The organism is Alkalicoccus daliensis (assembly GCF_900103955.1).
Lineage (GTDB): Bacteria > Bacillota > Bacilli > Bacillales > Salisediminibacteriaceae > Alkalicoccus > Alkalicoccus daliensis.
In genome coordinates, this window is sequence record NZ_FNIL01000006.1 from 161,616 (window position 1) to 186,879 (window position 25,264).

Consider the following 25,264-nt stretch of genomic DNA (forward strand, 5'->3'; position numbering starts at 1 on the left):
TATTAAATCCAGGAAATGTCCCCGTTTGTAAACTTACCGGCATTTCCTGTGATTCTTTGCTGCTGTTCCGGCTTGAGTCCAGCATCTGCAATAGTAACTTGCTCTGCTTTGATTTCCGGCACGTATTTTTGTTCTTCCAGCAGGCTCTGTGGATCAGTGAATACCATTTCCGGGGTTTTCACTTTCTCCCCATAGACAATCATTTCCGCGGTCCCATCGTTAATCATTTTGCGGTATTTATGATGTACATCGGTAAAAGGTGACTCTTCATAGCGGTAAAATTGCACAAATCCAATTTTTTTATGTGCTTCTGCTTTCAGCTTCTCCAGAAAATCTTCTGAGAGCGCTGTTTCCTGGCGGAAGTCTGCTGCGTACAGCTTATCAAAAGTGCGGAAGCCGTTTTCTTTTAACTCTTTTTCCGGAAGCATTGGTTCCGGTACAGCAAACGGCCGCTCTTCCTGTGGGAAATCATAGTATAGATCGTCTGCATATTTATGGTGGTGATCATGCGCCATTTCATATTCTCTGCGCGCACCCATTTTGTAATTCGGAAGCCCGAACGCTTCGCTGCCGGTTAACGAGCTTTTTGAATGACGCTGGAAAGAGAGTGGTCCTGTTTCCAGTTCTACCACTGACAGTTCCCCAAATACGTTTTTCACACGGAAAATGAATTCAGAGTCTGCCGCAAAGCGCACGGGATCCCAGTGGCCTAATTTCGCAAGTACTTCCTCCCTGCGGAACATAAACGAAGACATGTTTTTAAAGATATACTCCCCAGGGCGCCCTCTTCTAAAGAAAGAAAGATCATCGAACATTCTTGCCTGTTCTGACATGTTGCCCATCACTTCTGCATGCTCCAGAAGATGCTTTACCTGCTTCTCAATTTTTTCCGGATGCGACCAGTCATCTGCATCATTAATCGTAATGAATTTACCGGTGGCTTCCTTGAGCGCGATATTTCTCGCTACGTAGGGACCGCCGTTTTTCGGAGCCTGCAGCACGCGGATTCTTTCATCCTTCTCTGCATATTTCTTTACCGTCTCGACTGTTTTATCCTGGGAATGATCATCTATCACGATAATTTCCAGGTTCGTCCAGGTCTGCGCCTGAATTGACTGCAGTGCAGTATGAATCTGATTTTCTGCCTCATATACCGGCATCAGTACTGTTACTTTATTTTCATGGAGCGCTTCATTGTTTACAATTTCCTTTTTCACTTTTGTCTTGAGACCGTCATAAGGGGTGAGTGTCTCCACTTTCTTATCGTCCAATCTTATTTCCAGCAGGTGATACTGTTTAAAAACTTTGTTGATCCAGGCGACTCTGCTGCTTACTTCTTCTTCCGAGTTGGCTCTCGCAAAATATACATCTGCATGCTCTGTTTTCTTCAGCAGCAGATCCGCCGTATTTCTGGCATTGGAGTGAGCGCCCAGCAGATTCATCGCTTCAATAGCCAGAATACTTCCTCTGCGGACTTTTTCTTCATTTTCTTCTCCGGAAAGATGAACTTCTAAGTAATCCAGTGCTTTTTGTGCGTCTTCTTGTGTATATTGGTTCATATGCCATAGTGCCAGTTCAAAAGCTGCGTACTGTTTGAAGTTTGCACGTTTTGCGTTATTGTACAGGTCTTCCAATTCCTGGAGTCCACGCGAAACAAAGCCCAGATTGTTCAGCTTATGCTTGGCGACCTGGACTTTTGTGATAGGAAGTCCTAAAAATGGCACGACCTGTTTCAGCTTTTCTTTTTGTGATTTGGATAGTCTTGCGCTGATTGATTTTTTCACTGTTTTTAGTTGATTCATTGAAAAACACCTACTTTTCCTGGTTTTGTCTTTCAAAAAGTTTCTTTAGATTAAAAATAGCTGTTTCATTTTCAATTAAGACTGGTGGTGTATTTTCAGCGCCGTCGGCGCTCTTGGGATGACGCTTTCCCGAGGGCTTATCTTCAGCTAAATAGAACTCGAAAAACCTCTCGTTCTATTGGATCTTCAGATTGCGCTTATTCCTCCGGGAGTCGCATCCCATCGCTCTGCCGGCTGGTTGTTTTACTTTAATAAAAATTCTCTTTTCTAAAGTGAATTTTTTTTAAGACACTCCGAAGACAACTTCTATAATAAAATTAAAATCAGTTCCGCTTCAGTCTGGCTTTCTTTTTCACGCTGTATTTTTCTTTGTAGAGCTGAATGGCTTTTTCTGGTTCTCCATCGTAGAGAATTTTGCCGCCGTCCATCCAGATGGCTCTGGTACAGATTTTTTCGACAAATCCCATACTGTGGGAAACGATGATTACGGCTTTCGCCATTTCGATCATTTCCTGGATTTTTTCACTGGCTTTCTGCTTAAAGGCAATATCTCCTGTAGACAGTGCTTCGTCGAGAATAAATATGTCCGGCTGCAGGGTGGCTGCGATACTGAAACCGAGGCGTGCCTGCATTCCGCTGGAATAATTTTTTACCGGTTTATCGATTGCACGACGGATGCCGGAGAAATCGACAATCTGTTCGTAGTCTTTGTGGATTTTCCATTTAGGAATTCCCAGCAGCATTCCATTCAGGTATATATTATCTTTCCCGGTCAACTGATTGTTGAACCCCGTTCCATAGCCGAGGAGAGAGGTCGTTTCTCCTTTCAGCTGCAGTTTTCCTTCATCCGGGGTTAGGATATTCGTCATTAATTTACACATCGTACTTTTTCCGGCACCGTTATGGCCGATGATACCAACAATTTCTCCTTCTTTAATTTCGAAGGTATTGTTTTTCAACGCCCAGAATTCTTCTTTATTTACTACATACCGCACTCCGACATTTTCTGCTTTTACGATAGTCCGGTCTTTGATCTTCGCTTTTGTTTTTTCAATGTCCAGCTGCTTCTGCATCTGCGGCTTTTGTTCCGGTACTGAATCTTTATACATCTGCACAATCTTTTTTGGTTCGCCTGCTGCTCGTATGACACCTTTATCCATCCAGATCAGCCGGTCACAGTTGCGCCGTGCATATTTAAGACTGTGGGTCACGAGGATAACCATTTTCGCTTTTGCTACAAGCTCCTGCATCTTGTCTGCTGCTTTCTGACCGAAGGCTGCGTCCCCCGTATTCAATGCCTCATCCAGAATCAGAATCTCCGGTTCCAGGTGTGCGGCGACACTGAACCCAAGTCTTGCTTTCATTCCGCTGGAATACGTTTTTATCGGCCGGTCCAGAAACTGCTCCAGTCCGGAAAATTCATGAATGTCCTGAATGAATCCGTCAATTTTCGCTTTGGAAATTCCAAGCATCATTCCATTTAAATAGGCGTTTTCCCGCCCGGTAAGCTCTTTGTCAAAACCCATCCCGAGAGAGAACAGTGCCGAAACCCGTCCGTTTACCTTCAGTTTTCCTTCATCCTTTTCCAAAATACCGGAAAGCATTTTGCAGACGGTCGTTTTTCCGGAACCATTGGAACCGATAATCCCCAGTACTTCCCCCTGATAGCCTTTAAAACTTAAATCCCGAAGGGGCCAAAACTTTTTATTTGCTTCCGGATCTTTTTCACGCTTTAAAAATTTCAAAGCGAATGATTTATAATCATCAGTATGTGTCCCGGAGCGGAAAGAAACACCTAAATTCTCTGCTTCAATTACCACTTCCCGGTTTTCTTCCTGATATTGTTCTTCCATGCTTTTTGCCATATGCAAACCCTCTTTTTATAACGCTTTAATTATTTTGTATTCATTCTTACTGTAGTAATAAAGGAAAGAGAATACAAACAATGCAGAAGCCGCCAGAATAATGGATAACGCCAGAAAGTTCGGTGACACCTGATACATTAAGACATCCCGGTAGGAATTCACCAAATGTGCTATCGGATTAATATCGACAACCCACTGGTATTCCTCCGGCAGGCGGCCGCCCTCCCAGATAATCGGGGAGGAGTAAAACAAAATTCTTACTACGTGCGTCAGCAGATTTTCAATATCCCGGATAAATACGGAGACATAAGCGAGAAACAAGCTGATTGCCAATAGAAATACAAGCTGTACAATAATAATTATCGGTAAGTAGATTGCCTGCCATCCGGGGATGACGCCGAATATCACGAGAAATAATGCTACAATTACCAGGCCGAAAGAAAAGTTAACCATCTGTGAAAATGTTCCGGTTACTGGAAAAATCGCTTTTGGCAGATACACTTGATTTATAATAGAAGAGTAACGGAGAATCGACTTGGCCGAACTGTTAATTACTGTACTTGTCCATCTCCATGAAACGAGTCCGATAACTAGAAATACTGCGAAGTTTTCACCGCCGCGGTCTAAGATGACGCTGATTAAAAAGTAGTACACCACTACCCCTAAGAGGGGGTCAAGCAGCCACCAGAAGTAGCCGAGATAGCTGTTCCGGTGTTCTGCTTTTAAACCTGACTGTATTAAATAGACAATCAGGTCTTTTCTTTTTTTGATTTCTTCCATATATTGTCGCATAACGTTTGCTGACACCGCCATTCCTTATTTCACTTGCTAAGGTAGATTATTTCTTACCTGAATCCCTTATTTAAAGATCCGCTTTGCTTTCTTCGGGCGCTTTCCGGAAGGGACTCTCTCAGCTAATCTGCCTGCGGCAGATGGATCTTCGAGTCGTCCTAAATCCTCCCGGAGTCGCCGACAGCGCTCCGCTATTCTTTATTTACTTAAAAATATCAAGCAATTAGTCGAATGAATCTTACTCGTTATAAAAAACAGAGGGGATTCATTAATATCTTATTTCACCCACGGTATTTGTTAATTTTGTTGAAAGCGTAGTGTGCGAAGTACCAGCTGCTTTGGAGCAGGTTTAATTTTTCTACTTCCCGGTACACTTTCCAGTTCTGCTTTGCCATTTCTTTTTTGTTGCTGGAGATGGATTCTGTCTGTCTCCGGTAAAGTGCGAGCGGCTCGCTCATGCCGTAAGCATCAAATCCCCGTTTGCACAATTCCAGCCAGAGTACATAATCCTGTCTCGTACGTATGTTAACCATTCTTATTGTACCAATTTTTTCTATGTCAAGCATTACTGTTAAACACCCAACGACATTCTGCTTCAGGAGATCCTGATAGGTCACGCGCGTCGGTACGATATCTCCGAGACCGAGCTGGCGGTCCTGTTCATCGACAACGTAATACGGCGTAAAAGAAAAAGCTATATTTCTTTCCTGCATCCATTGCAGCTGTTTCTGCAGTTTTTCCGGCAGCCACTGATCATCACTGTCAAGAAAGGCAATAAATCTACCTTTTGCAGCTTCTATTGAGGTGTTTCTTGCAACAGCCGCTCCTTGGTTTGTTTCCAGCTGCAGGAGATGTATTCTTTTGTCTTCCTGCTGCAGTTTTTGGATTACTTTAATTGTCTCATCTTTTGAGCAGTCATCGGTGATAATCATTTCCCAGTTCTCGTAGGTCTGCGCCTGTACCGAACGAATGGTTTTTTCAATAAAGGCTGCTGCATTATATGCCGGAGTGATCACGGAAATAAGCGGCTGGCCTTCATTTTTTTCTGCCTGCGTCATGTGATTTTCGCCTGCCTTCTATTTGTGGACAAGCTGCTCATACAGCTGCAGCAGCTTTTCTTCTTCCTTTTCCCAGTTTAAATGCTCCAGTACAGCACGGCGGCCGTTTTCTCCCATTTCTTTTGCTTGCTGCGGATTTTCCTTTAGAAATGACAAAGCCCCGCGAATTTCATCTGCATCGTCGGGATTTACACTGAGACCGCACTGATATTCTTTCATGAATTCGCTCCATTTTGGAAAATCGGAGCATACAATAGGAAGACCTGCAGTCATGTATTCAAAAAACTTGGTTAACTCTTTCTTCATATAATGCTCCGTTGGTGGAAAAAGTGCAATCCCTGCAAGCCAGTTTTTCTGCTCATAGGCGTGATCGATCTCTGTTTTTGGCACATAATGATCTATGCCGTGGATAAACATCCGGTCTGCAGCTGTTCCTGCTGCCTGCTTCATTTCTTCTGCCAGGTTACCTGGACATTTCCCGAAGAGGTGTACAGAAATATCTTTATCTATGCCCGGGAGCTTTGCGTGCTGGACGGCTCCTCTGTCTTTTGTCACATTTCCTGTATATAACAGCTGGGACGCGTCTTTAAACTCGCGTTCCTTTTCCAGAAGCGTTCCATTTAAAAGGGGATAGTTTAATACACAAATGCCCTGCGGATATTTTTCCTGATAATATTTTTCAGCGAGGATAAGTTCCATATTCCTGGTGCACTTTTTTTCAATCAGTTTGTATACCTTTGCAATCAGCCTTCGTATGGGAGCGTTAAAATAATTACGCTGTACAATTCCCGTTTCATAATCTTCGTGAATATCATAAATTACATGGTTGGACTTATTTTTAAGCAGCCAGCCTACAATCAAAAGCTCGGGATCATGGAAATGATACACATCTGCTTTTTCCTTTTTCGCACGGAAATATGCCTGCACGGTGCCGAACAACAGCCCTTTCCACCGGTTGCGGTGTTTTTTCAGCGGTGCAAATGTTACTTCCAGTTCCTCCTTCACATCAGCCGATGCAGGAGCAATTAAAGTTACATCAAAGCCCGCCTGCTGGAGGGAGCGGCACTGTTTATAATAAATCCTTGGGTCTAAAGGATGGTGCAGGGTTGAGATATGTACTACTTTTTTCTGTTTGCTCATCTGTTCAAGCCCCTTTTATCATTCCTCGATTGACTGCTAACCAACATAGAATTATACCACATTTCTTCTTATAATCGAGGATTACTGTTTATATTTATTATATTTACCTTCTTCCGAATGTTACAAACATATTACATTTTCATCGTTTTTGAATAATAACAATAATAGTCCCGTGTTTTCTGAATAAATATGTAATAAGATGGAACACGTACTAGTCTTTCCGAAAGGAACTAGTTACACACTAATGAATGCAGCCTCTCTCTCGCACCTCATTTACCAAGAAATCTATTTAGGAAAAGAAAGGAGCGAAAGTATTGAAGAAACACCGATTAAAACAAGCAGGCATTACAGGGTTGGCATCGCTGCTCTTTTTGTCTTCTGCACTTCCTGCTACGGCTGGTTCGATGGAGGATCTTTACGAAGATTTATTTCCTGAATTGTCGGATGAAGAGTCCAGTTTAGAAGTCTCTCCTTCGCTGTTCAATCAATCTTTTGAAGAAGCTCTGCATATTTCATATGAAGAAGGGATAGAAGACGTTTCCCTTGGCTTGTTTGAAGAAGAATCAGGTACGCTGCTCGGAGAACTTGAAGTAACACCTATAGATGCAACAAAGGCAGCTTGGGAATTTCAAGTAACCCAGGAAGATGTCACGGAAGAAGTAATTCTTGAAGATCAACGCTACTTCATTGAAGTACTGACGGACGAAGAAGCAGAAGAAGAAATTGAAACAGCGCAGGTCTCTTTTGTTCACTACAGCGAACTTCCTGTACTCAGCTGGGAAGAAAGCGAAGAACTTGAAGAACTCGAACTTGGAGGGCAGGCCTACTCCGCTTTACAGGAATTCGGTCTTGATCCAGGCGAATTGTCTTTATCTTTTGAAGCTGAAGGACTGGAAGAAGCGGAAGAAGTGTCTATCGAAGAAGATGGCTCTTTTAATGTAGATGTTTCTTTTCTCAGTGAAACAACTTCTCTTTATTTTACGTTAGCAGATCCACTCGGCAACACGCTCGAAGAGGAAAAGCTTGTAACAATTGAAGAAGATACAGATACTTCCTTCGAAGAGGAAAATGCTGATGCTGACGAGTCCACTTTAGAGAACGAAGAAGATGCTTCTCCTGCAGAGGAGGAAATCACTGAAGCGAAAGAGTCTGAAGAAACTGCTTTGGAAGAAGAGACAGAAAAGAAAGAAGAATCTTCTAATGAAGAAGAAACTGATGTATCTGAAGAGAATACTTCGACTGAAGAGGTTGTAAACGAAGAAAAGAATGAAGATGTTTCGGAAGAAGAGGAACTTACTTCAGAAGAAACAACTGAAAAGGAAAAAAGCACAGAAAAATCTTCTAATGAAGAAGAAACTGATGTATCTGAAGAGAACACTTCAACAGAAGATGTTGTAAATGAAGAAAAGAATGAAGATGTTTCGGAAGAAGAGGAGCTTACTTCAAAAGAAACAACTGAAAAGGAAAAAAGCACGGAAAAATCTTCTACTGAAGAAGAAACTGATGTATCTGAAGAGAACACTTCGACAGAGGACATTGTAAATGAAGAGAATACGGATGCTGCAAAGTCCACTGCAGAGAACGAAGAGGCAGTGAATGAAACAACTGCTTCAGAAGAAACGGAAGAAACTTTTTCTACTTTCTCCACTTTCTCTATGCAGGCGACTGAGGCTCCTGCAGAAGAATATTACGATGGCGCTTCCGGTGAATATATCCGAGAACTGAAGTTTGACCTTACAGCACTTGGATTCGGAAATTTCCCATCTTACCCTTCTACTCGATTTGGTCCTGTAACAATGGGGGTTGTTGAGGACTTTCAAAGAGCTTATGGACTTCCTGTTACAGGTATTCCTGATCAGGCTACCTTAGATGCAATTGAAAATGCTTTGAATGAGGAAACAAAAGAAACTATTTCTAGTTTTTCCACACAGGCAACAAAAGCTAGTGAAGGTGAATTTTATGACGGAGCTTCCGGTGAATATATCCGAGAACTGAAGTTAGATCTTACAGCCCTCGGATTTGGTAACTTCCCATCTTACCCTTCTACTCGATTTGGTCCTGTAACAATGGGGGTTGTTGAGGACTTTCAAAAGGCTAACGGGCTCAATATAACTGGTATACCCGATAGCATTACGCTTAAAACTATAGATTCTGCTTTAAATTCCAATTTTTATAGCGGAGCAACAGGCGACTACGTTACTGACTTAAAAATAAATTTAACTAAGTTAGGATTTGGTAATTTCCCTGAATCTCCTTCCAGTCTTTTCGGTCCAGTTACAATGAGTGTCGTTGAAGATTTCCAAAAAGCTCACGGCCTTGCTGTTACGGGCATTCCTGATGCAGCTACTTTAGATGCTATGAATGTTGCGTTAAGTACTACATTTTATAATGGTGCTTCTGGTGAATATGTCCGAAACCTGAAACTGGATTTAACTAAGCTGGGGTTTGGAAGTTTTCCTGAGTCTCCTTCCAGTCTTTTTGGTCCAGTTACAATGAGTGTCGTTGAAGATTTCCAAAAAGCTCACGGCCTTGCTGTTACGGGCATTCCTGATGCAGCTACTTTAGATGCTATGAATGTTGCGTTAAGTACTACATTTTATAATGGTGCTTCTGGTGAATATGTCCGAAACCTGAAACTGGATTTAACTAAGCTGGGGTTTGGAAGTTTTCCTGAGTCTCCTTCCAGTCTTTTTGGTCCAGTTACAATGCGGGTTGTAGAAGATTTTCAAAAAGCTAAGGGACTAGCAGCAACTGGTATTCCCGATACAGCTACTCTACAAGCAATGGACCTGGCTTTAAAAACTGCTTTTTACAACGGTGCCTCCGGTGAACATGTTCGCACCCTGAAATTAGATTTAACTAAGTTAGGTTATGGGAGCTTTCCATCCAGTCCATCGGCTGCTTTTGGGAACGTTACTATGAAAGTAGTTGAAGATTTTCAAAAGGCTAATAACTTAAAAGTAACTGGGATTCCAGACAGCGCTACTTTAAAATCTATCAATGATCAATTAGAAATTCTTGCTAACACTACTTATGAACCAGGATCATCAGGTGTTCATGTGCAGGAACTAAAGAAAAAGCTTACCCTGCTCGGATTTGGAAGCTTCCCTTCAAATCCATCCATCTACTATGGATCTGTAACTAAAAAAGTAGTTGAAGAGTTCCAGAAGTATTATGGAGTAAAAGTAACAGGCATTGGTGATAAATCAACTTTTAATAAAATTGAGGAGCTTTTTAAATCTCCTTTATCACCTGGAAATAGTAATACTCAAACTGTAGAATTAAAAAACAATTTGACTAAACTTGGTTATGGAAGTTTTCCAACTAATCCTTCAAGGGTTTACGGTTCTGTCACCTCAAGTGTAGTTAAAGACTTTCAAAAGAAAAATTCTTTAGCAATTAATGGGATTGCAGATGGTCCTACCCTGCAAAAGATTAATTCCCAGTTAAACAACCAACCAAAAGAAGAAATAAAGCCAGTAGTAATTGAAACTGGCGAAGTTACTGCTACTGCTTTAAACATTCGCAGCGGTCCTGGAACAAGTCATGACAGAGTCGGAACTCTGACAAATGGGACGGTAGTTGAAATATTAGGAGAAGAAAGCGGTTGGTATTTAATCAAGTTTGATGGTGGTACTGCTTATGCTTCCGGTTCCTTTATCGATACGACTAAAAAGGAAGCAGCTCCTAAAGTAATCGACACTGGAAAAGTTACTGCTACGACTTTAAACATCCGCAGCGGTCCTGGCACAAGCCACGACAGAGTGGGAACTCTAACAAATGGCACGGTAGTTGAAATATTAGGAGAAGAAAACGGCTGGTATTTAATCAAGTTTGATGGTGGTACTGCTTATGCTTCCGGCTCCTTTATTGATACTTCTAAGCTGCCTGCGCCAGGAAACGATTTTACAGGTTCCAGCATTATCGCTTACACAAATGGATCTTCCTTAAACGTAAGATCTGGTCCAAGTACTGCCTATAGAGTACTTGATAATCTTGGAAGCAATACAAGAGTAGAGATTATTTCTACACGAGCTTCCTCTGGAAGCGACACTTGGCATCAAATCCGTTATGATGGCGGGAAAACCGGCTTTGTATCCGCAGGCTACTTGCAGTTAGCTACAAAAGCTTCTGCTAGAACCGGTCCGCTTGCCGGCAAGAAAATAGTTCTTGATGCAGGTCACGGCGGTCACGATTCCGGTGGCATCGGCGGCGGCATGCTGGAAAAAGATGTGGTGCTTGATATTACAAACCGTGCGGAAGAACTTCTTCGTGCTGCTGGAGCTGAAGTAATTATGCTCCGCCGTACTGACTTCTTCCTTGCACTCGGACAGCGAAGCTTTATGGCAAACCGTTCCGGTGCAGATGTGTTCCTGAGCATTCATACGAACATGTTTAACGGACAGGCACGTGGTACAGAAACATTCTGGCATGATAGATATGAGAGATCTAACAGTATCCGCTTGGCTAACGCCGTGCAGGATGCAACTGTTGCTAAAATGGGTACTCACTATCGCAGAGTAGATTATGGAAACTATTCTGTAATCCGCCAAACTGAGATTCCAAGTGCTTTACTCGAAATTGGTTTCAAGGATCATCCTGATGATGCTGCAAAGCTGCGGTCGAATACTTATCGACAGCGTGCTGCAGAAGCAATCCGTGATGGTATGATCAATTATTTCAAATAAGCATTAACTAACGAAGCTCCTTCTGGGGCTTCGTTTTTTGTTTAGGAATTTCTAATGAAAACAAAATTATTTGCTGCATAAGGAACACTTTATTTGCCGTTACGCTTTCAGCGGATGAATAAATGTAAAAATCCTCCCCTTTTATAGGAAGGATTCAGCATTAGTTCGCTTGTTCGATTGGCATCAGACTTTTTAATTTCTCTCCGTACCGCTGCCAGGAGAAGCTGCTGCTTACATAGGCATAGGCTTCCTCTGCCTGGTTTTCGCGGGCACCTTCTTCCTTCATCAGCCGGTGGACTGTAGAGCTGAGGCTGCCCGGCACTGCATAGCTTGCTGCTTTTCCGAGCTTGGCCTGATAGATCGGAGAAACAATCAGCGGAACGCCGGCTGCCATCGCTTCTATGAGCGTCTGATTTATTACTGGCTCCTTTCCTGGAGTCAGGTCGCCAAGGAAAATATCGAGCGTGGAGAGGAAATTTCTTGCCGTTAACGTTTCTTCATTTATCAGAAGGCAGTTTTTCGAAAGATCTTGGGAAAGATTTTTTAATGTTTTTTCATTTCCATAGATGCGAATTTCAAAGTCAGCGTCTGCAGGAAGATTTCCCTGCTGAAGCGCGGTGCTGGTGCAGCCTATCTTTATTTTCTCCTGTAATAATGGCGGCATCGCACGCTTCCAGTCTTCACTTTCAATTACAGAAGTCCAGTTCTCCGGCTCCGGGGCGATCGGCTGGTGCTCCAGCTCATTTCGTACATGATCGTCTGCTGGATGCAAGTGTCCTGTTTTGCCGAAACAGTTCCTCAGGCTTTCCTGCCATAGTGCTGCTTTCTCTGTATAATTTTCAGCATCATCTATAATTACCTTTATCTGCTCTGCTTTTACATCCACTGTATAGTTTTGTTTTTCTTCCAAGATGGACGGATTTCTCACGATCATCAGCGGACAGCTCGCTCTTTCTCCGTATACGAGCAGCTGCACCTGCTCCTCGTCTATAAGCGCACGTATTTCCGGATGAATTGGTCGCGTTTTAGTTTCATACTCGGCCATTTGCACGAGTGCCGTGCGGCAGCCGAGTCTGCGCAGTGCTTTTATTTCTTCTGCGTTTGCGGCATTTACCGGTCCTGGCAGCCGGAAGTCGGAAACGAGTACAATATCAAACTTTCTCCGCCCTTCTGCCTTTGCTTCACGCTCCGGACGCATCGGCTCTACTACTGGAAACGGACGTTTCCGCTGAGGAAACTCGTATTTTAAGTTTGCGGCTGTCTGATGATATTCTTCATATACGTCGGCATATTCTTTCCTGGCACCCATTTTCTGACCGTAATAGCCGAATGGTCCGCTGCTGGTCAGAGAATTTTCTGCCTGCCTTGGGAAAGAGAGCGGCCCTGTCTGCAGGTGCACGAGGGCATGTTTTCCAAGTACTTTCGTGAGCCGGGCAATGAATTCTGCATCTGCTCCAAACCGTACTTCGTCCCAGTACCCTATTTCCCGCATCGTTCTTTCCCGCCGGAACATCAGGGAGGAAAAATTCGGCTGCAGGTAGGTTCCATACGTGCCCCTTCGATAGACTGTGAGATTTTCTGTAAGCCTTGCTAATTCTGAAGTATTTGCTGCCAGAAGCGGATTTTCCACTAAATGCAGTGCCTGCCGCTCAATTTTTTCCGGATGCGACCAGTCATCTGCATCATTTACCGTCACAAATTCTCCGGTTGCTTCTTTTAAACCGAGGTTTCTGGCATAGTAGGCCCCTCGGTTTGCTTCTGCTTCTATCAGCTTTATTCTTGCGTCTTTTTTCATGAAGGACTGTACAATTGCTGCAGTATTATCATTGCTGCAGTCGTTCACTACGATAATTTCCAGGTTGCTCCACGTCTGCTGCTGCAGGGAAGATAACGAGTTATCAATAACTGCTGCTGCATTGTATACCGGCATAATGACGGTAACCTTATGCGCTTTCTGTAAATCTTCCGGAGTGTTCGAAGTACCCTGCGACTCCAGCCGGTCATAGAAGGAACGCGCTGTGCGGCTTTTCAGATACACCGGAGCTGCTTCATAAAGCTCCAGCACTTTATTTAAGCGCCCGACTCTGGAAAAGATATCCTCTTCAAGATTTACCATGGCAAGATATACATCAGGATGCGCTTCCGCTTCGAGCTGTTTTTCCAGGATATCTGCTGCTTTTTCTTTGTTCTGGTGCAGAAGATAGCTTTCTGCTTCGAGGATGCTTGCTTTTCTGTATGCAGCTGCATTATTTTTCCCTTCAAGCATTTTGGGAAGCATTGCTAAATATTTTTCTGCCCCTGCGGCTGTTTTTGTATTTAAGTGCCATAACCCGATTTCTTTCGCTGCAAATTTCTTCAGCGGAAGGCTTACTTCTTCTGTATAAAGAAGCTGATGCAGGTCGCGCAGCGCCGCTTCAGTAAAACCAAAGTGATACAGCCGGTGCTTTAAATGCTTGGCGTACTTGTCCCACTGCTTTCCGCTGCTGTTTTGCTGGGATGGCTTTCCTGCGGATGGACGCTCCGGTTGTTTTCTTTTTGCCTTATCAATTAAAAACCGCACCGGCAGTGTCGCTTTCCAGATACGGCTCCTGGAAAAATGCTCGTATTTTTTCTGCTGCTGCTCTTTCCAATGCGCAGCCTTTTCCACTTCTTTTCGCAGCCTTGCCAGTTCTTTATGCTGTCTTTCCAGCTTTAGTCGCAGCTGCTTTTCCCTTGCCTGCTCCAATGCTGTGTTGGCAGGAAGAGCATGATGTATTCTGTTTACGCCGTTTCTCATACGCTTCTCTCCTCTTTCAAACAAATTCTTCTCTGTCAGAAAGCTTTAGTGGAAACGCTGCAGCTGATTTGTAAGTGCTTCTGCAGCCCTTCTTATTTTCACGAGGCTGAATACCTCCTCTTCGGGATGGTAGTAACAGATCAGGCGTTTATTTTTAGGCGCATTGCTGATCGGTTCTTCTACGACTATGTGGTAATCCGGGTCTCTGCCAGTCCAGGATCTTAACTTCTCAAAGCTGACAGGGTCCTGCACGTGCTCTTTACTGGATCCTGCTTCCCACAGAAACGGTACGGAAATCAGCACACGGTCTCCTGCCTGAAACAGCTTTTCTGCAAATGTGCGGGCGTCTTCTATATGCTCCAGCACCTGCAGGCAGAGCACAAGATCAAACTTTTTCGGTATTTCATACAATAAAAAATCAGCTTCAATACTTTGAATGTTTTTTGAGGCGTAAGGTTTTGAAATGTCTATAGCGAACCGTTCCGGGATCCAGGCGAAGTTTTCAGTGTAAGCCGCATTGGAAGAGCCTACATCCAGCAGAGACTGGGCCTCGGCCCCGACACCCCGCACAATATAATCCACGTACTGGTAATACATCAGATTGGAGCGTTTTTTCCAGTAGTCCTGGTCCACCTGCACCCTCGCGGCCATTCTTCATTCCTCCTAATGCGGCACTTTTTTTCCCAGTCCGATTCTTTCTTCATGCTTCCTATAGCCAAAATTCTTTTCTACATAGTCATGCGCCGCCTGCACCTGCTGCTCGTAGTATTTTTCCCTGTCCATCAGCTTATTTATTTCTTCCTGTACATCAGCAGGGTCTGCGTAAATGGCTGCATTACCAAAAAGTTCTTCATAAATCGGCGGAATAATTACCGGAACCCCGACCGCCATTGCTTCGATAATTACTCTTCCGAAGGCTTCTACCATGGTTGGATTTGTATAGTAAACAAATACATCCAGGGTGGCGAGAAAATCCCGGGGCGGCATTTCGCCGAATTCCAGTACGTGCCAGTTGTCCGGAAGTCCGCCAAGAATCTGCTTCGGTGCTTCAGCTCCACCGAGAATACGAATTTCAAATTTCTCATCCCGAGGATACAGCTGCAGCAGCTCCGCGGGATCCGGCGGCCACTTTAAAAAGTGTTCCCGTGAATGTCTGCCGATTTTAATTTTGGAGGTATCCTCCGGTCTTGCCGGCCGCTTCCATTCTTCCAGGCTGATAATGTTTGACCAGTCCTCTTCTGCGAGTGTTATCTGTTCCAGTTCGACGGGGTGGTGCGTGAGAAGAGCCTGGCGGATCTGCGGCCCAATCGGATACCACGTCCCCGGCTTACCGAAATAACGCTCCAGATTTTCTGCACAGCGCGGTATGTGATACAGCACTTCATTCGTTTCTCCGTAATCTTTCTTCGGGGTCTGATTTGCAATGACGCTGATCTTTCGTGCCTCTACCGCGGGAATATACTTCTGCCAGTCTTCCAGTGCCGGCGGGTGACGCAGGATCAGCAGGTCACAGGAAATATTTTCTCCGTAAACGAGCATCTGCACCTGTTCCCCGTCGATCAGCTCCTGCACTTTGGCATTGATCGGACGCGGCCGTAAGTCGTAACGAGCCATTTGGATCAGGCCGGTCCTGTAACCGAGCTTTTTATGCGCTTTAATTTCTTCGATGTTCGACATGGTCGTTCCCCCGGGGAGCCGGAAATCGGAAACGAGAACGATATCGAGCTTTCTTTTTCCATTTTCTTTTGTCTCACGTACCGGCAGCATCGGCTCGGGTACAGGAAACGGGCGCTGTCGCTGAGGAAACTCATATTTAAAGCTTGAGGCGTGTTCGTGATATGCCGTAAAGGTCTCAAAATATTCTTTTCGGGCACCCATAAAAAATCCCGGGTAGCCAAAGGCACTGCTTGCCGTAAGTGAGTCCGCGGACTGCCGCTGGAAGGAGAGCGGTCCTGTTTCCAGGTTGACGAGTGCATTTTCCCCGAAAACTTTTTTGATTCTTCGGTTAAACTCTCCATCTGCGCCAAACCGCACGCTGTCCCAGCAGCCCAGTTCCTCCACTACCGGCGCCCTACGGAAGAGAAGGGAGGAAAGGTTCGGGATCACGTAGTGTCCCGGCTGATTTCTCCTGAAAACATTCAGATCTTCTGTCATTCTTGTCTGCTGCGAAATATTTCCGATCACTTCCGGAAATTCCAGCAGGTGCAGTAGCTGCCGCTCGATTTTTTCCGGATGGGCCCAGTCATCTGCGTCGTTGACTGTCACGAATTCTCCTTCCGCTTCCTGCAGTGCCAGGTTCCGCGCAGCATAAGCGCCCCCGTTTGATGCTGCTTTCACCAATTTTACACGGGGATCTCTGCTGCAGTATTCATTAATGATTTCTCTGGAACTGTCCGTGCTGCAGTCGTCCACTGCCAGAATCTCCAGATTGGTCCAGGTCTGTGCAAGTACGGCTTCCAGTGAGGTACGAAGCACTTTTTCTGCATTGTACACTGGAATAATCACACTGACTTTGTGCGCTGCCTGCTGCTCCACAGGGGTCTGCCTCTTGCCTTCTGTCTGGATACTGTCATAGTAAGTCTGCCCCTCCGCCTTTTGCAGATGCACAGGTGTTAACCCGTACATTTCAAGCGCTGCGTTAAGCCACCTGATTTTTTCTGCTGCTTCTGCTTCAAGGTTCGCCCGTGCGAAGTAAAGGTCTTGATGTGTGTCCTTCTGCATATGTGTTTCCAGCAGCTCTGCTGCTTCCTGCTTTCTCTCCAGCAGTGCAAAGCATTCTGCTTCAATAATTTTTATGCGGCGCAGTTTCTCCTGATTTTTTTCAAGCAGAGCTGCTTCCTGGAGAAATTCCAGACAAGATGCGGCACCTTCTTTTGTCTGTGTATTGATATACCACACTGCCAGTTCCCAGGCGGTCCGCTTTTTCATTGCTGGATTTTCCTGCATCTGCTCGTGAAATTCCTGGAGCTCTTTTAATCCCTGCCCGGTAAAGCCTAAATTATATAAACGGCTTTTAATCACTTTTAAGCGCTGTTCCTGTTTTTTGTTCGGGTTATGTGTTTGTCTGGAAGAAGATGATTTTGCCGGCTTTTTACTGGAAACGTTTGATGAACCTCCTGCCAATCTTCTTTTTGTATGTTTAATAAGGTCCAGCGTTTTCCGCAGTGGAAATGTCGCTTTCCAGGTGCGGCTTTCTTCTATTTGTTTTATTTTTTGTGCGTACTTTTTGGCTTCGCTTTGGAGCTCCATCTTTTTTTGCTGGAGCATTTGTTTTTCCTGGGCTGCTTTAATGATCTGTTCGCTGAGCATCTGGTTTCTTTGCTGCATCACTTTTTTCCCGGCGGCTTCGGACGACCCTGGATGGGGCTGATAATTACTCATGAATAAACCCTTCCTTCGGCAGTATGATTTAACAATCGTCAATCTCTTGATTGAGTAGAGGTGCAACTTTCCGGCGGAGACATGCGCAGTAGGATACATGTAAGAATCAAGATATTTACTCATTTATTTCATTTTTCTGACAATATCTTTTTGTTTATTATAGCAATTTATTTCTTAAAAACAATAAAAGTCCTTGTTTTTCCATAATTGTTGTAAGTATAAAATCTACCGTATGCAGCTCGGACACTGATGGATTTAAGGATTTCCGGGTGCTGTGCGATTTTCGGTGAAGGTTTGCGGGAGGCAGCTTACTTCAGCCTATGAATAAAAACAGCTCCCGCCGAATAGGCAGGAGCTGCTTTGAGGAGCTGGGCTTTCCCCCAGCTTTGTTTCTGCTTATTCAAATTGTGCTTCAAGTGCGAGATCTTCTTCGAGCAGTATTTCTATCGTTTCGGCCTCTTCTGTAGAGGTGCCGCTCCAGCCGGCAAACGTATACCCATCTGCAGGTACTGCTGTAATGGTCACGGGAATGCCTTCGAAATAAGTGCCGTTCCAGTTTTCCGTCGCAGTGATTCCGGGAGTTTCCGGAGAAATTTCCAGTGTATTGATGAACACAGAACCACGGGAACTGTCGAAGCTTATTTCAATATCTGATGTTCCGCTTAAGTCAAAGAAATTTACAAGGTGCTCCCTCATTGCCGCCGGCCTGTTTCTCGCAAAGCCTCTTGTATCTTCCACGAGCTGCTCCCAGGCTTCTCTTGATTCCGGAAGTCCCCAGCGTTCGATGTGTCCGTTTATTTCTGGAGCAATTGTTCCCTGGATCTCCTCAATTTCCTGCACTACCCGGTCTTCGTCAAAACTTGAATTAAGCTGATTGGCGAATTCAGTTAAAAACTGCTGCGTGAATTCTTCATTCTCGAGCAGGTTCCGGAGCAATGAAGTGGACCATTCATCTTCTGCAGCCGCGTGGGACATCGTATCATCCTCGTAGGCATCTGCTCCGTGATAGGCAAAGCCGTGATCCGTGTCATACAGGAGCCATCTCCAGCGTCCATCATACGGTGCTGGCTCCTCCGGATTGAAATCGGTTTTTACCCGGTAAAAGTTAATGTTATTATGCGGCCAGTCAGTGTTTTTAAAATAAATCTGCGCTGCCTGATAGGTAATAAAGTTATCGATATCCATCAATGTCTGCACATGTGCATAATTTTCTTCCGAAGACATATCATTCTCTTCAATAAACTCCAGCATCTCAAGATAGTGGCGGATGTCTCCTGGCTTCCCGGTATCTACACCGATATTTCCTTCAATCGCATTTCCCGCTTCTAAAATCACGAGGTTTTCTCTGTCTATATCATACTTTCTCTCAAAGTAGTGCTGATCGTATCTTTCCCGCAGATTATGTATCCCCCAGTATTCTCCATTCAAATAAACTACTGACGGCTGGTAGGCCTGCGTTTCCACCTCGGTGTGCGTCACGAGACGCTGCATGAGCGCATCGTTAAACATCGTTCCGCCCCAGTCATTTCCGGACTGCCGGAGAAGCAGCCGCTTAAACTCTTCGCGCGGCTCTTCAGGAAAGAAAGGATAGCGGAACAAATTCTCCCCGTAATCATTTCTTGCATACAGCCGCAGTGTTTTCTGCGGGAAGCGGCGGGTAAATCCTCCGTGAATTCTGACTCCTGCATCCTGGGCTAACACCCGCTGCTCTTCTTCAAAATATTCTATATGCAGCGGCTGTTCCCATTCCCTGCCCCGCTGTTCGAAGTTTCCCATTGCATCTGGTGCATCTGCATCGGGGTCGTGATACACTCCCGGCGCATAGATACCTGTTTCTTCACTGAAAAAATGTTCTGCATCCGTAGATAATGAAAATACAGGCAGGGAAGACTCTTTATTTACAAAGTACGTATTCGTTTCGACGCTGCTTAATGTATTGTCCTCTGTGTTCAGACTGACCGCCTTTATCACCGAAGCTTTTGGAATATCCTGCGGCGGCTCCTGCCAGCTTCTCCTGTTGGTTGCATCTTCCAGCAGATTCGTGCGGATCGAAGCAAACTGATTTGCTTCGTTTTCACGTGCGGTTACCTCAATGGGGCCGGTGTACTCCTGCGTGCTGCTTTTCCCGGAAAATGGATTCGGTGTGGAACCGTCCAGTGTATAATAAATTTCCTCTGAGTCGTCAGCCGTAAGCTCTACTTCAAGGGGCTCCCCATAAAAGCCTGCTTCATAAGAAAATTCCGGACCGCTGGAAATAAAACGTTCCTCAATATCTGTGTCATTAATCTCTTCCAGATAATGTTCTACCGGGGAAAAATCTTCTATTGGATTGCCTTCTACATAAAGCCGCTCCCTGAGATTGTTCAGATTACGCAGCGGTTCAATGCTTTCAATTTGATTGTGGCGGATATTCACATCTTCCAGCTGCTGCATAAAGCTGAGTGGAGAAATATCAGTAATGCTGTTTTCCCGCAGATTCAGCTCCCGTAAATTCGTCAGGGAAGCCAGCGAGGAAATATCCTCAATTTGATTGCCTCGCAGATTTAAGCTGGTAAGGGACGGAAGTTCTTCCAGTACACTGATATCTTCTATTTGATTATCTCTCACATCCAGGGAGACGAGAGAAGTAAATTCATCTATTCCTTCGAGATTCTCGATTCCTGCTTCCCGAAAGCGGAGCTCCTGAATATCTTCCACCTGATCCGGGCGGATTTCCCCGCGCGGGTAATCTATTTCTATCCGTACTGCTTCTTCCAGCGCTTCGTCTGTAATGAACGGCCCTGGCGCTGCCAGGTAAGCAGCTCCCCAGCCAAGGAATAGCAACGGAAAAATCAGCACTAATATTAAAATCGTTTTTGGGGGTTTCATGCCTGCCTCCCTTTCGCTAAACATTCTGTAAACCGTTTACATATCTCTTCTGCTTACTATATAATAAAGTACATTCATTCACAATATTTACAAAAACAATATATTTCTTAACTTGGCTCTGTTTAATTCTAGTGTTGTTTGAAGGTCGGTGCGCCTGCTGCTCTTTTTTCTTCGCTTGCCGCGGAGAAATCCTTCAGCTATCCCTTCATTTCGTCCGGGATGATCTTCACGCTTTCTTTTTCCGCAGGCGTCTTGAAAAATCGCCTAGTCTTCCCTATAAGGTTGAGAGCAAAGTTCACGAGAAAAGCAATCGCTTCTAAATTAACAATTGTGAGAACAAAGCGGAATACCTAAGTTTAAATGGAGAACTTCTTTATGTCAGATCAGTAGAATCGAAGTTTTCCATCGTTCTTCACAAGAAACTTTTACAGAGATCTTCATGCAGAAAAACTGCACCATGATAAATACTTCCGTGTAACGAAGGAGAACAAGCCCTTGGATAAGCCTCTCCGAGAGTACAGCAGCAATATTACTTCTTTTTAACGAAACTTTTATTTTAAAGGCAACCTTAAATTTAATGATCGTTTTTTGATGGTCAATTTGGAGGGATAGGATGGCCGGTGAAATTTTCAGTCGCTACGAAATAAAATATTTAATTCCCTTTGATATGTATCAGTCACTGACAAAGGAACTGCAGAAAAAAATGACTTTTGACAGCAATGGGGATGAAAATGGCTGCTACAATATTATCAGCCTGTATTTTGATTCGCCTGATAAAAAGATCTATTACGAAACCCGCAACAAAGCCCGTTTCCGCCAGAAGCTGCGCCTGCGGATTTACAACAGCGCTTCCCTGCAGGACAACGCTTATTTTGAGATGAAAAAGAAATTTAAAAAACGGGTGAACAAACGGAGAACGAGTATTCAGCTGCAGGGTGCCTATGATTATCTGAATAACTGCCTGGATGAAGAAAAAACGTATATTTCCAACTACCAGATTTTTAAGGAAATTGATGCTTTCCGCAAGCTGTATAATTTGCAACCGGAAAATATCGTCAGCTATGACAGACAGGCGTTTTCGGGAATTAACGATAAAGATCTGCGGGTAACGTTTGATTACAATTTAAAATGCCGCAAAGAAGATCTGCGCATCGAAAACGGTCCGGACGGCTTTCGCTTTGTCGACCCGAACCTTGTCGTAATGGAAGTAAAAGTGGATCACAGCGTACCGCTCTGGCTTTCCCGCCTGATCAGCGAGTTCGGATGCCCGAAAGACAGTGTCTCCAAATTCTGCACGAGTGCTGATGTGTTGGAAGAAGCAGCACTCACCGAAGAAAATTACAAAGAAATCAATTAGCTACAGCGTCTTGCTAGGAGGAACTATATGGAGAATCTGTTAGATTTGATCAGAGAACAGGATATGACAACACGGTTAACATTGATAGACGGGTTTGTAGCTGTTTTTCTCAGCTTCATTCTTTCCGTCATCATTACGCAGGTCTATAAACTCACCTATAAAGGAAACCGGTATTCCCAGTCCTACGTACATACGGTGATTATTATGAGCGTCGTCGTGGCGCTCGTGATGATTGTAATCGGCAACAATATCGCAGCCGCATTCGGTTTGGTCGGTGCGTTTTCAATCATCCGCTTCAGAAGTGCGATGAGCGACCCGAAAGACATTGCGTTTATCTTTTTCGGGATGGCGACAGGGATTGCCTGCGGACTCGGCTTTTATCTTCTGCCGATTGTTTTCACTTTCTCTTTATGTGTACTGATTTATTTTCTGTACGCAATTAATTTTGGAAAATCAGACGGTGAGAACAGGCGCATGAAAATCACCGTTCCCGAGAACCTGCAGTATGACGGGGTATTCGATGATATTTTTGAGAAGTATATGAGAAGCCACTCCCTCACCCAGGTGCAGACCACGAATCTCGGCACCATGATCCGCCTGGAGTATGATGTCGTTATGAAAGAGGGCGTCCGTGATAAAGATATTATGGACGCGGTCAGAGAACGGAATTCCAATATGGATATTTCTATTAACTATGCAGAAACTGGTTATTAAAAGCGCGCGCGCCCGGGAGGAGAATTCCCGGGCTTTTATGCTTGCTGAAAAAGATTTGAGAATGATGAATTCCGTCTCTTGATAGGTGAATTAACGGAAATATGCGTTTCTTAAAATCAGATAATCGGCGTCAGTGTCCAGATAATCCTCCCTATTAACAGAATAACAGCTGAAATTTGCAGAGCAGAGATCGGTGAAGTTCACAGATCTCTGATTTACTGTCCTGCTGAACTCCATAAACAATGTACTTTCTCAGCCGCTTTCTCTATAATTATCAAAATAATCAGTAAACATTTTACTTTTCCTGCAGCTTAAGGTTAAATAAGTATATTCTCTAAATAAATATACAGCCAAAGGATGAAGCTGCCATGAATTTCCTAGAGGCATTACAAAACAGAACGGGAAAAATTTCTGTTGTTGGTTTAGGCTATGTTGGACTGCCGCTTGCTGTGGAATTCGCTGGGAAATATCATGTTACAGGCTTTGACATGAACGAGAGAAAGCTGGAAAAATACAGGGCCGGGATAGATGTGACAAATGAAGTGGGGAACGAACGTCTGTCTGCTGCCTCCATCGAGTTTACTTCTGATGAAACGAAGCTTAAGGAATGCCGTTTCCATGTAGTTGCTGTGCCCACTCCTGTAAATTATGATAAAACTCCTGACCTTGCTCCGGTTATTGCTGCGAGTGAATTGGTTGGCAGAAATCTATCAAAAGGTGCTGTTGTTGTTTTTGAATCTACTGTCTATCCAGGTACGACCGAGGAAATCTGCGTGCCCATACTGGAGCAGCTTTCCGGCTTAAAACTGGGGACAGATTTTAAAGTAGGCTATTCCCCTGAACGGATTAATCCGGGGGATAAAGTAAATACGCTTCCTACGATCATAAAAATCGTTTCCGGTTCTGATCCGGAAGCGTTGAGGATTATTTCTGCCGTATACAGCTCCATCATTCACGCAGGTGTTTTTGAAGCCGAATGCATTAAAGTAGCCGAAGCGGCAAAAGTCATCGAGAATGCGCAGCGTGATATAAATATTGCTTTTATGAACGAGCTCTCGCTTGTTTTTGACAGGATGAATATCCGTACAAAATCTGTGCTGGAAGCTGCGGGAACAAAATGGAACTTTTTAAACTTCAGTCCCGGCCTGGTCGGCGGACACTGTATCGGCGTTGACCCTTATTATTTTACTTATAAAGCAGAACTGCTCGGCTATCATTCCCAGATTATCCTTGCCGGACGCAAGATAAATGATGAGATGGGCAAACATGTGGCGGACAGTACTATTAAAAAGATGATCCAGGCAGCTATTCCTGTAAACTCTGCCAGAGTGGCACTGCTTGGGCTTACTTTTAAGGAAAATGTGTCAGATGTACGCAATACAAAAGTGATTGATATTGTGAAGGAACTAGCTGAATTTTTTATTGAGGTTCACGTATATGACCCAGAAGCAGATGCAGAGGAAGTGAAAGAAATATTCAGCCTGGAACTGCTGCCTGAGAATCAGTTGAACAACTTTGATGCAGTAATTATTGCTGTTCCTCATGCATCGATGAAACATTTATTTACTGTGGAGGAACTGGATCCTATGTTTAGAAACCCGGAGAAAAAAGTGGTAATTGATATTAAAAGTGTACTAAGTAAGGAAGAATTTGAAACTGCTGGGTATCATTACTGGGCTTTGTAAAAAAGTTATTTAATTTTATGTTTAGGACTTTCTGGTACGGGGTAGAATACAACTAAGAGTTGAAACCACCACTTTCATCTCTCCCCCCTATCATTTTTTATAGAATGATGCCTTAAGTACTTAGTATTTTTGGCGAGAAAAAAGCAGTATGCACCTCCGTCCCAAGGTGCATGGCTGCTTTTTTCTTTTGTTTATTTTGGCTTGGGGAGGGCGCGCGGGAGTACAGCATAGAGGGAAGTTAGTTAATTATAAGCGGTTTGGAGTTTAATATAGAAGAAAGTTGATAAAGCATAGCGTGATCAGAGTAAAATATAGCGCATTCGGAGTAAATTAGCGGTGCTGGCAGTAAAATAAGCGGGCATAGGAGCAGCTCCCGCGCTACACTTAAAATACACATTAAAAAAGAGCGGATTTTCACCCGCTCTTTTTTTCTCTGTAAACAATTTCCGGTGCCTTTCAAGTATTACTTTCGGGCTTTCTTTACTTCGTCCAGATATGCAGCTGCTTCTTTCTTAATGGCGTCCCAGTCACCTGCTTCAATTTTCTTTTTGTCGATAAGGGAACCGCCGACACCTGCGGCGACTGCCCCTGCTTGGATAAACGCTCCAATATTATTCAGGTCGATGCCGCCGGTAGGCATTTTCGGAATGTGCCCGAGCGGTCCGTTCACATCTTTAAAGTAGTTCGGACCGAGTGAGCGGGCCGGAAATACTTTGACTACGTCTGCTCCCCACTGATAGGCCTGCTGCATTTCTGTAGGAGTGTAAACTCCAGGAATCACAATAACCCCTTTTTCTTTCGTAAACTCCACAGTTTCTTTATCCAAAATTGGCCCGAAAATAAATTCTGCTCCGGCATCCAGTGCTTTCTCTGCCTGCTCTTTATTTAATACCGTTCCTGCGCCGATAAGCGCCTGATCACTCTGATGCTTCTCGGAGAGCTCCTGTATTAACTGATAGGCACCGTCCGAATCCAGCGTGATTTCTATGCCTGTAATCCCTGCTTCAATCAGCGTTTCGGTCAGCTTTGGCACTTTATCCTCTGCGACACCTCTTACAACTGCTACTACGCCAGAAGAAAGTAATTGATCCAGTTTGCTCATGCGTAACTCCTCCTTTTATCTTGATACATCCTGTCC

General features: G+C 44.2%; 14 protein-coding genes. 4 read left to right on the forward strand and 10 right to left on the reverse strand.

The features are described 5' to 3' along the window. Positions 1 to 2: 2 nt before the first annotated feature. The 5 genes from BLP92_RS11095 to BLP92_RS11115 all read right to left on the reverse strand — a co-directional run bounded on the left by BLP92_RS11095 (position 3) and on the right by BLP92_RS11115 (position 6,657). Positions 3 to 1,802 carry a glycosyltransferase family 2 protein gene (locus BLP92_RS11095; RefSeq protein WP_090843029.1) on the reverse strand — a complete coding sequence of 600 codons (1,800 nt, stop codon included), beginning with the start codon at positions 1,800 to 1,802 and terminating at the stop codon, positions 3 to 5. Positions 1,803 to 2,125: 323 nt separating this feature from the next. Further along, on the reverse strand, positions 2,126 to 3,667 hold the full coding sequence (locus BLP92_RS11100; protein WP_090843030.1) for an ABC transporter ATP-binding protein: 1,542 nt from the start codon (positions 3,665 to 3,667) through the stop codon (positions 2,126 to 2,128). A 15-nt stretch (positions 3,668 to 3,682) separates the two neighbouring features. Then, positions 3,683 to 4,459, reverse strand: a complete 777-nt coding sequence (locus tag BLP92_RS11105) for an ABC transporter permease (RefSeq protein WP_090843069.1) — start codon at positions 4,457 to 4,459, stop codon at positions 3,683 to 3,685. A 281-nt stretch (positions 4,460 to 4,740) separates the two neighbouring features. Continuing rightward, entirely contained in the window at positions 4,741 to 5,517 is a 777-nt protein-coding gene (locus BLP92_RS11110) for a glycosyltransferase family 2 protein (RefSeq protein ID WP_090843031.1), read from the reverse strand. Between the two features lie 18 nt (positions 5,518 to 5,535). Continuing rightward, entirely contained in the window at positions 5,536 to 6,657 is a 1,122-nt protein-coding gene (locus BLP92_RS11115; protein WP_090843032.1) for a glycosyltransferase, read from the reverse strand. A gap of 314 nt (positions 6,658 to 6,971) precedes the next feature. On the opposite strand from BLP92_RS11115, the gene BLP92_RS11120 reads away from it, so the two are divergent. Further along, the gene (locus BLP92_RS11120) at positions 6,972 to 11,345 is read left to right on the forward strand and encodes a peptidoglycan-binding protein (protein WP_090843033.1); all 4,374 of its coding nucleotides are present in this window, start codon (positions 6,972 to 6,974) and stop codon (positions 11,343 to 11,345) included. A 160-nt stretch (positions 11,346 to 11,505) separates the two neighbouring features. On the opposite strand, the gene BLP92_RS11125 is transcribed toward BLP92_RS11120, so the two are convergent. The 4 genes from BLP92_RS11125 to BLP92_RS11140 form a co-directional block, all read right to left on the reverse strand. After that, entirely contained in the window at positions 11,506 to 14,121 is a 2,616-nt protein-coding gene (locus BLP92_RS11125; RefSeq protein WP_090843034.1) for a glycosyltransferase family A protein, read from the reverse strand. Between the two features lie 45 nt (positions 14,122 to 14,166). Further along, on the reverse strand, positions 14,167 to 14,772 hold the full coding sequence (locus BLP92_RS11130) for a class I SAM-dependent methyltransferase (RefSeq protein WP_090843035.1): 606 nt from the start codon (positions 14,770 to 14,772) through the stop codon (positions 14,167 to 14,169). Between the two features lie 12 nt (positions 14,773 to 14,784). Next, a complete protein-coding gene (locus BLP92_RS11135) occupies positions 14,785 to 17,502 on the reverse strand; it encodes a glycosyltransferase (RefSeq protein WP_244516797.1) in 2,718 nt (905 codons plus the stop codon). A 396-nt stretch (positions 17,503 to 17,898) separates the two neighbouring features. Beyond that, positions 17,899 to 20,370, reverse strand: a complete 2,472-nt coding sequence (locus BLP92_RS11140) for a CotH kinase family protein (RefSeq protein WP_175444265.1) — start codon at positions 20,368 to 20,370, stop codon at positions 17,899 to 17,901. Positions 20,371 to 20,983: 613 nt separating this feature from the next. On the opposite strand from BLP92_RS11140, the gene BLP92_RS11145 reads away from it, so the two are divergent. From BLP92_RS11145 to BLP92_RS11155, 3 genes are all read left to right on the forward strand, one after another. Then, complete coding sequence (locus BLP92_RS11145; RefSeq protein ID WP_090843037.1) at positions 20,984 to 21,727, forward strand: polyphosphate polymerase domain-containing protein; 744 nt, start codon at positions 20,984 to 20,986, stop codon at positions 21,725 to 21,727. A 27-nt stretch (positions 21,728 to 21,754) separates the two neighbouring features. Next, entirely contained in the window at positions 21,755 to 22,441 is a 687-nt protein-coding gene (locus BLP92_RS11150) for a DUF4956 domain-containing protein (protein ID WP_090843038.1), read from the forward strand. 368 nt (positions 22,442 to 22,809) lie between these two features. After that, positions 22,810 to 24,126: a nucleotide sugar dehydrogenase gene (locus BLP92_RS11155; RefSeq protein WP_090843039.1), complete on the forward strand. Its 1,317-nt coding sequence runs from the start codon at positions 22,810 to 22,812 to the stop codon at positions 24,124 to 24,126. Positions 24,127 to 24,589: 463 nt separating this feature from the next. Here the strand turns inward: BLP92_RS11155 and BLP92_RS11160 are convergent, their stop codons facing one another. Beyond that, the gene (locus BLP92_RS11160; RefSeq protein ID WP_090843040.1) at positions 24,590 to 25,228 is read right to left on the reverse strand and encodes a bifunctional 4-hydroxy-2-oxoglutarate aldolase/2-dehydro-3-deoxy-phosphogluconate aldolase; all 639 of its coding nucleotides are present in this window, start codon (positions 25,226 to 25,228) and stop codon (positions 24,590 to 24,592) included. Between the last annotated feature and the right edge of the window lie 36 nt (positions 25,229 to 25,264).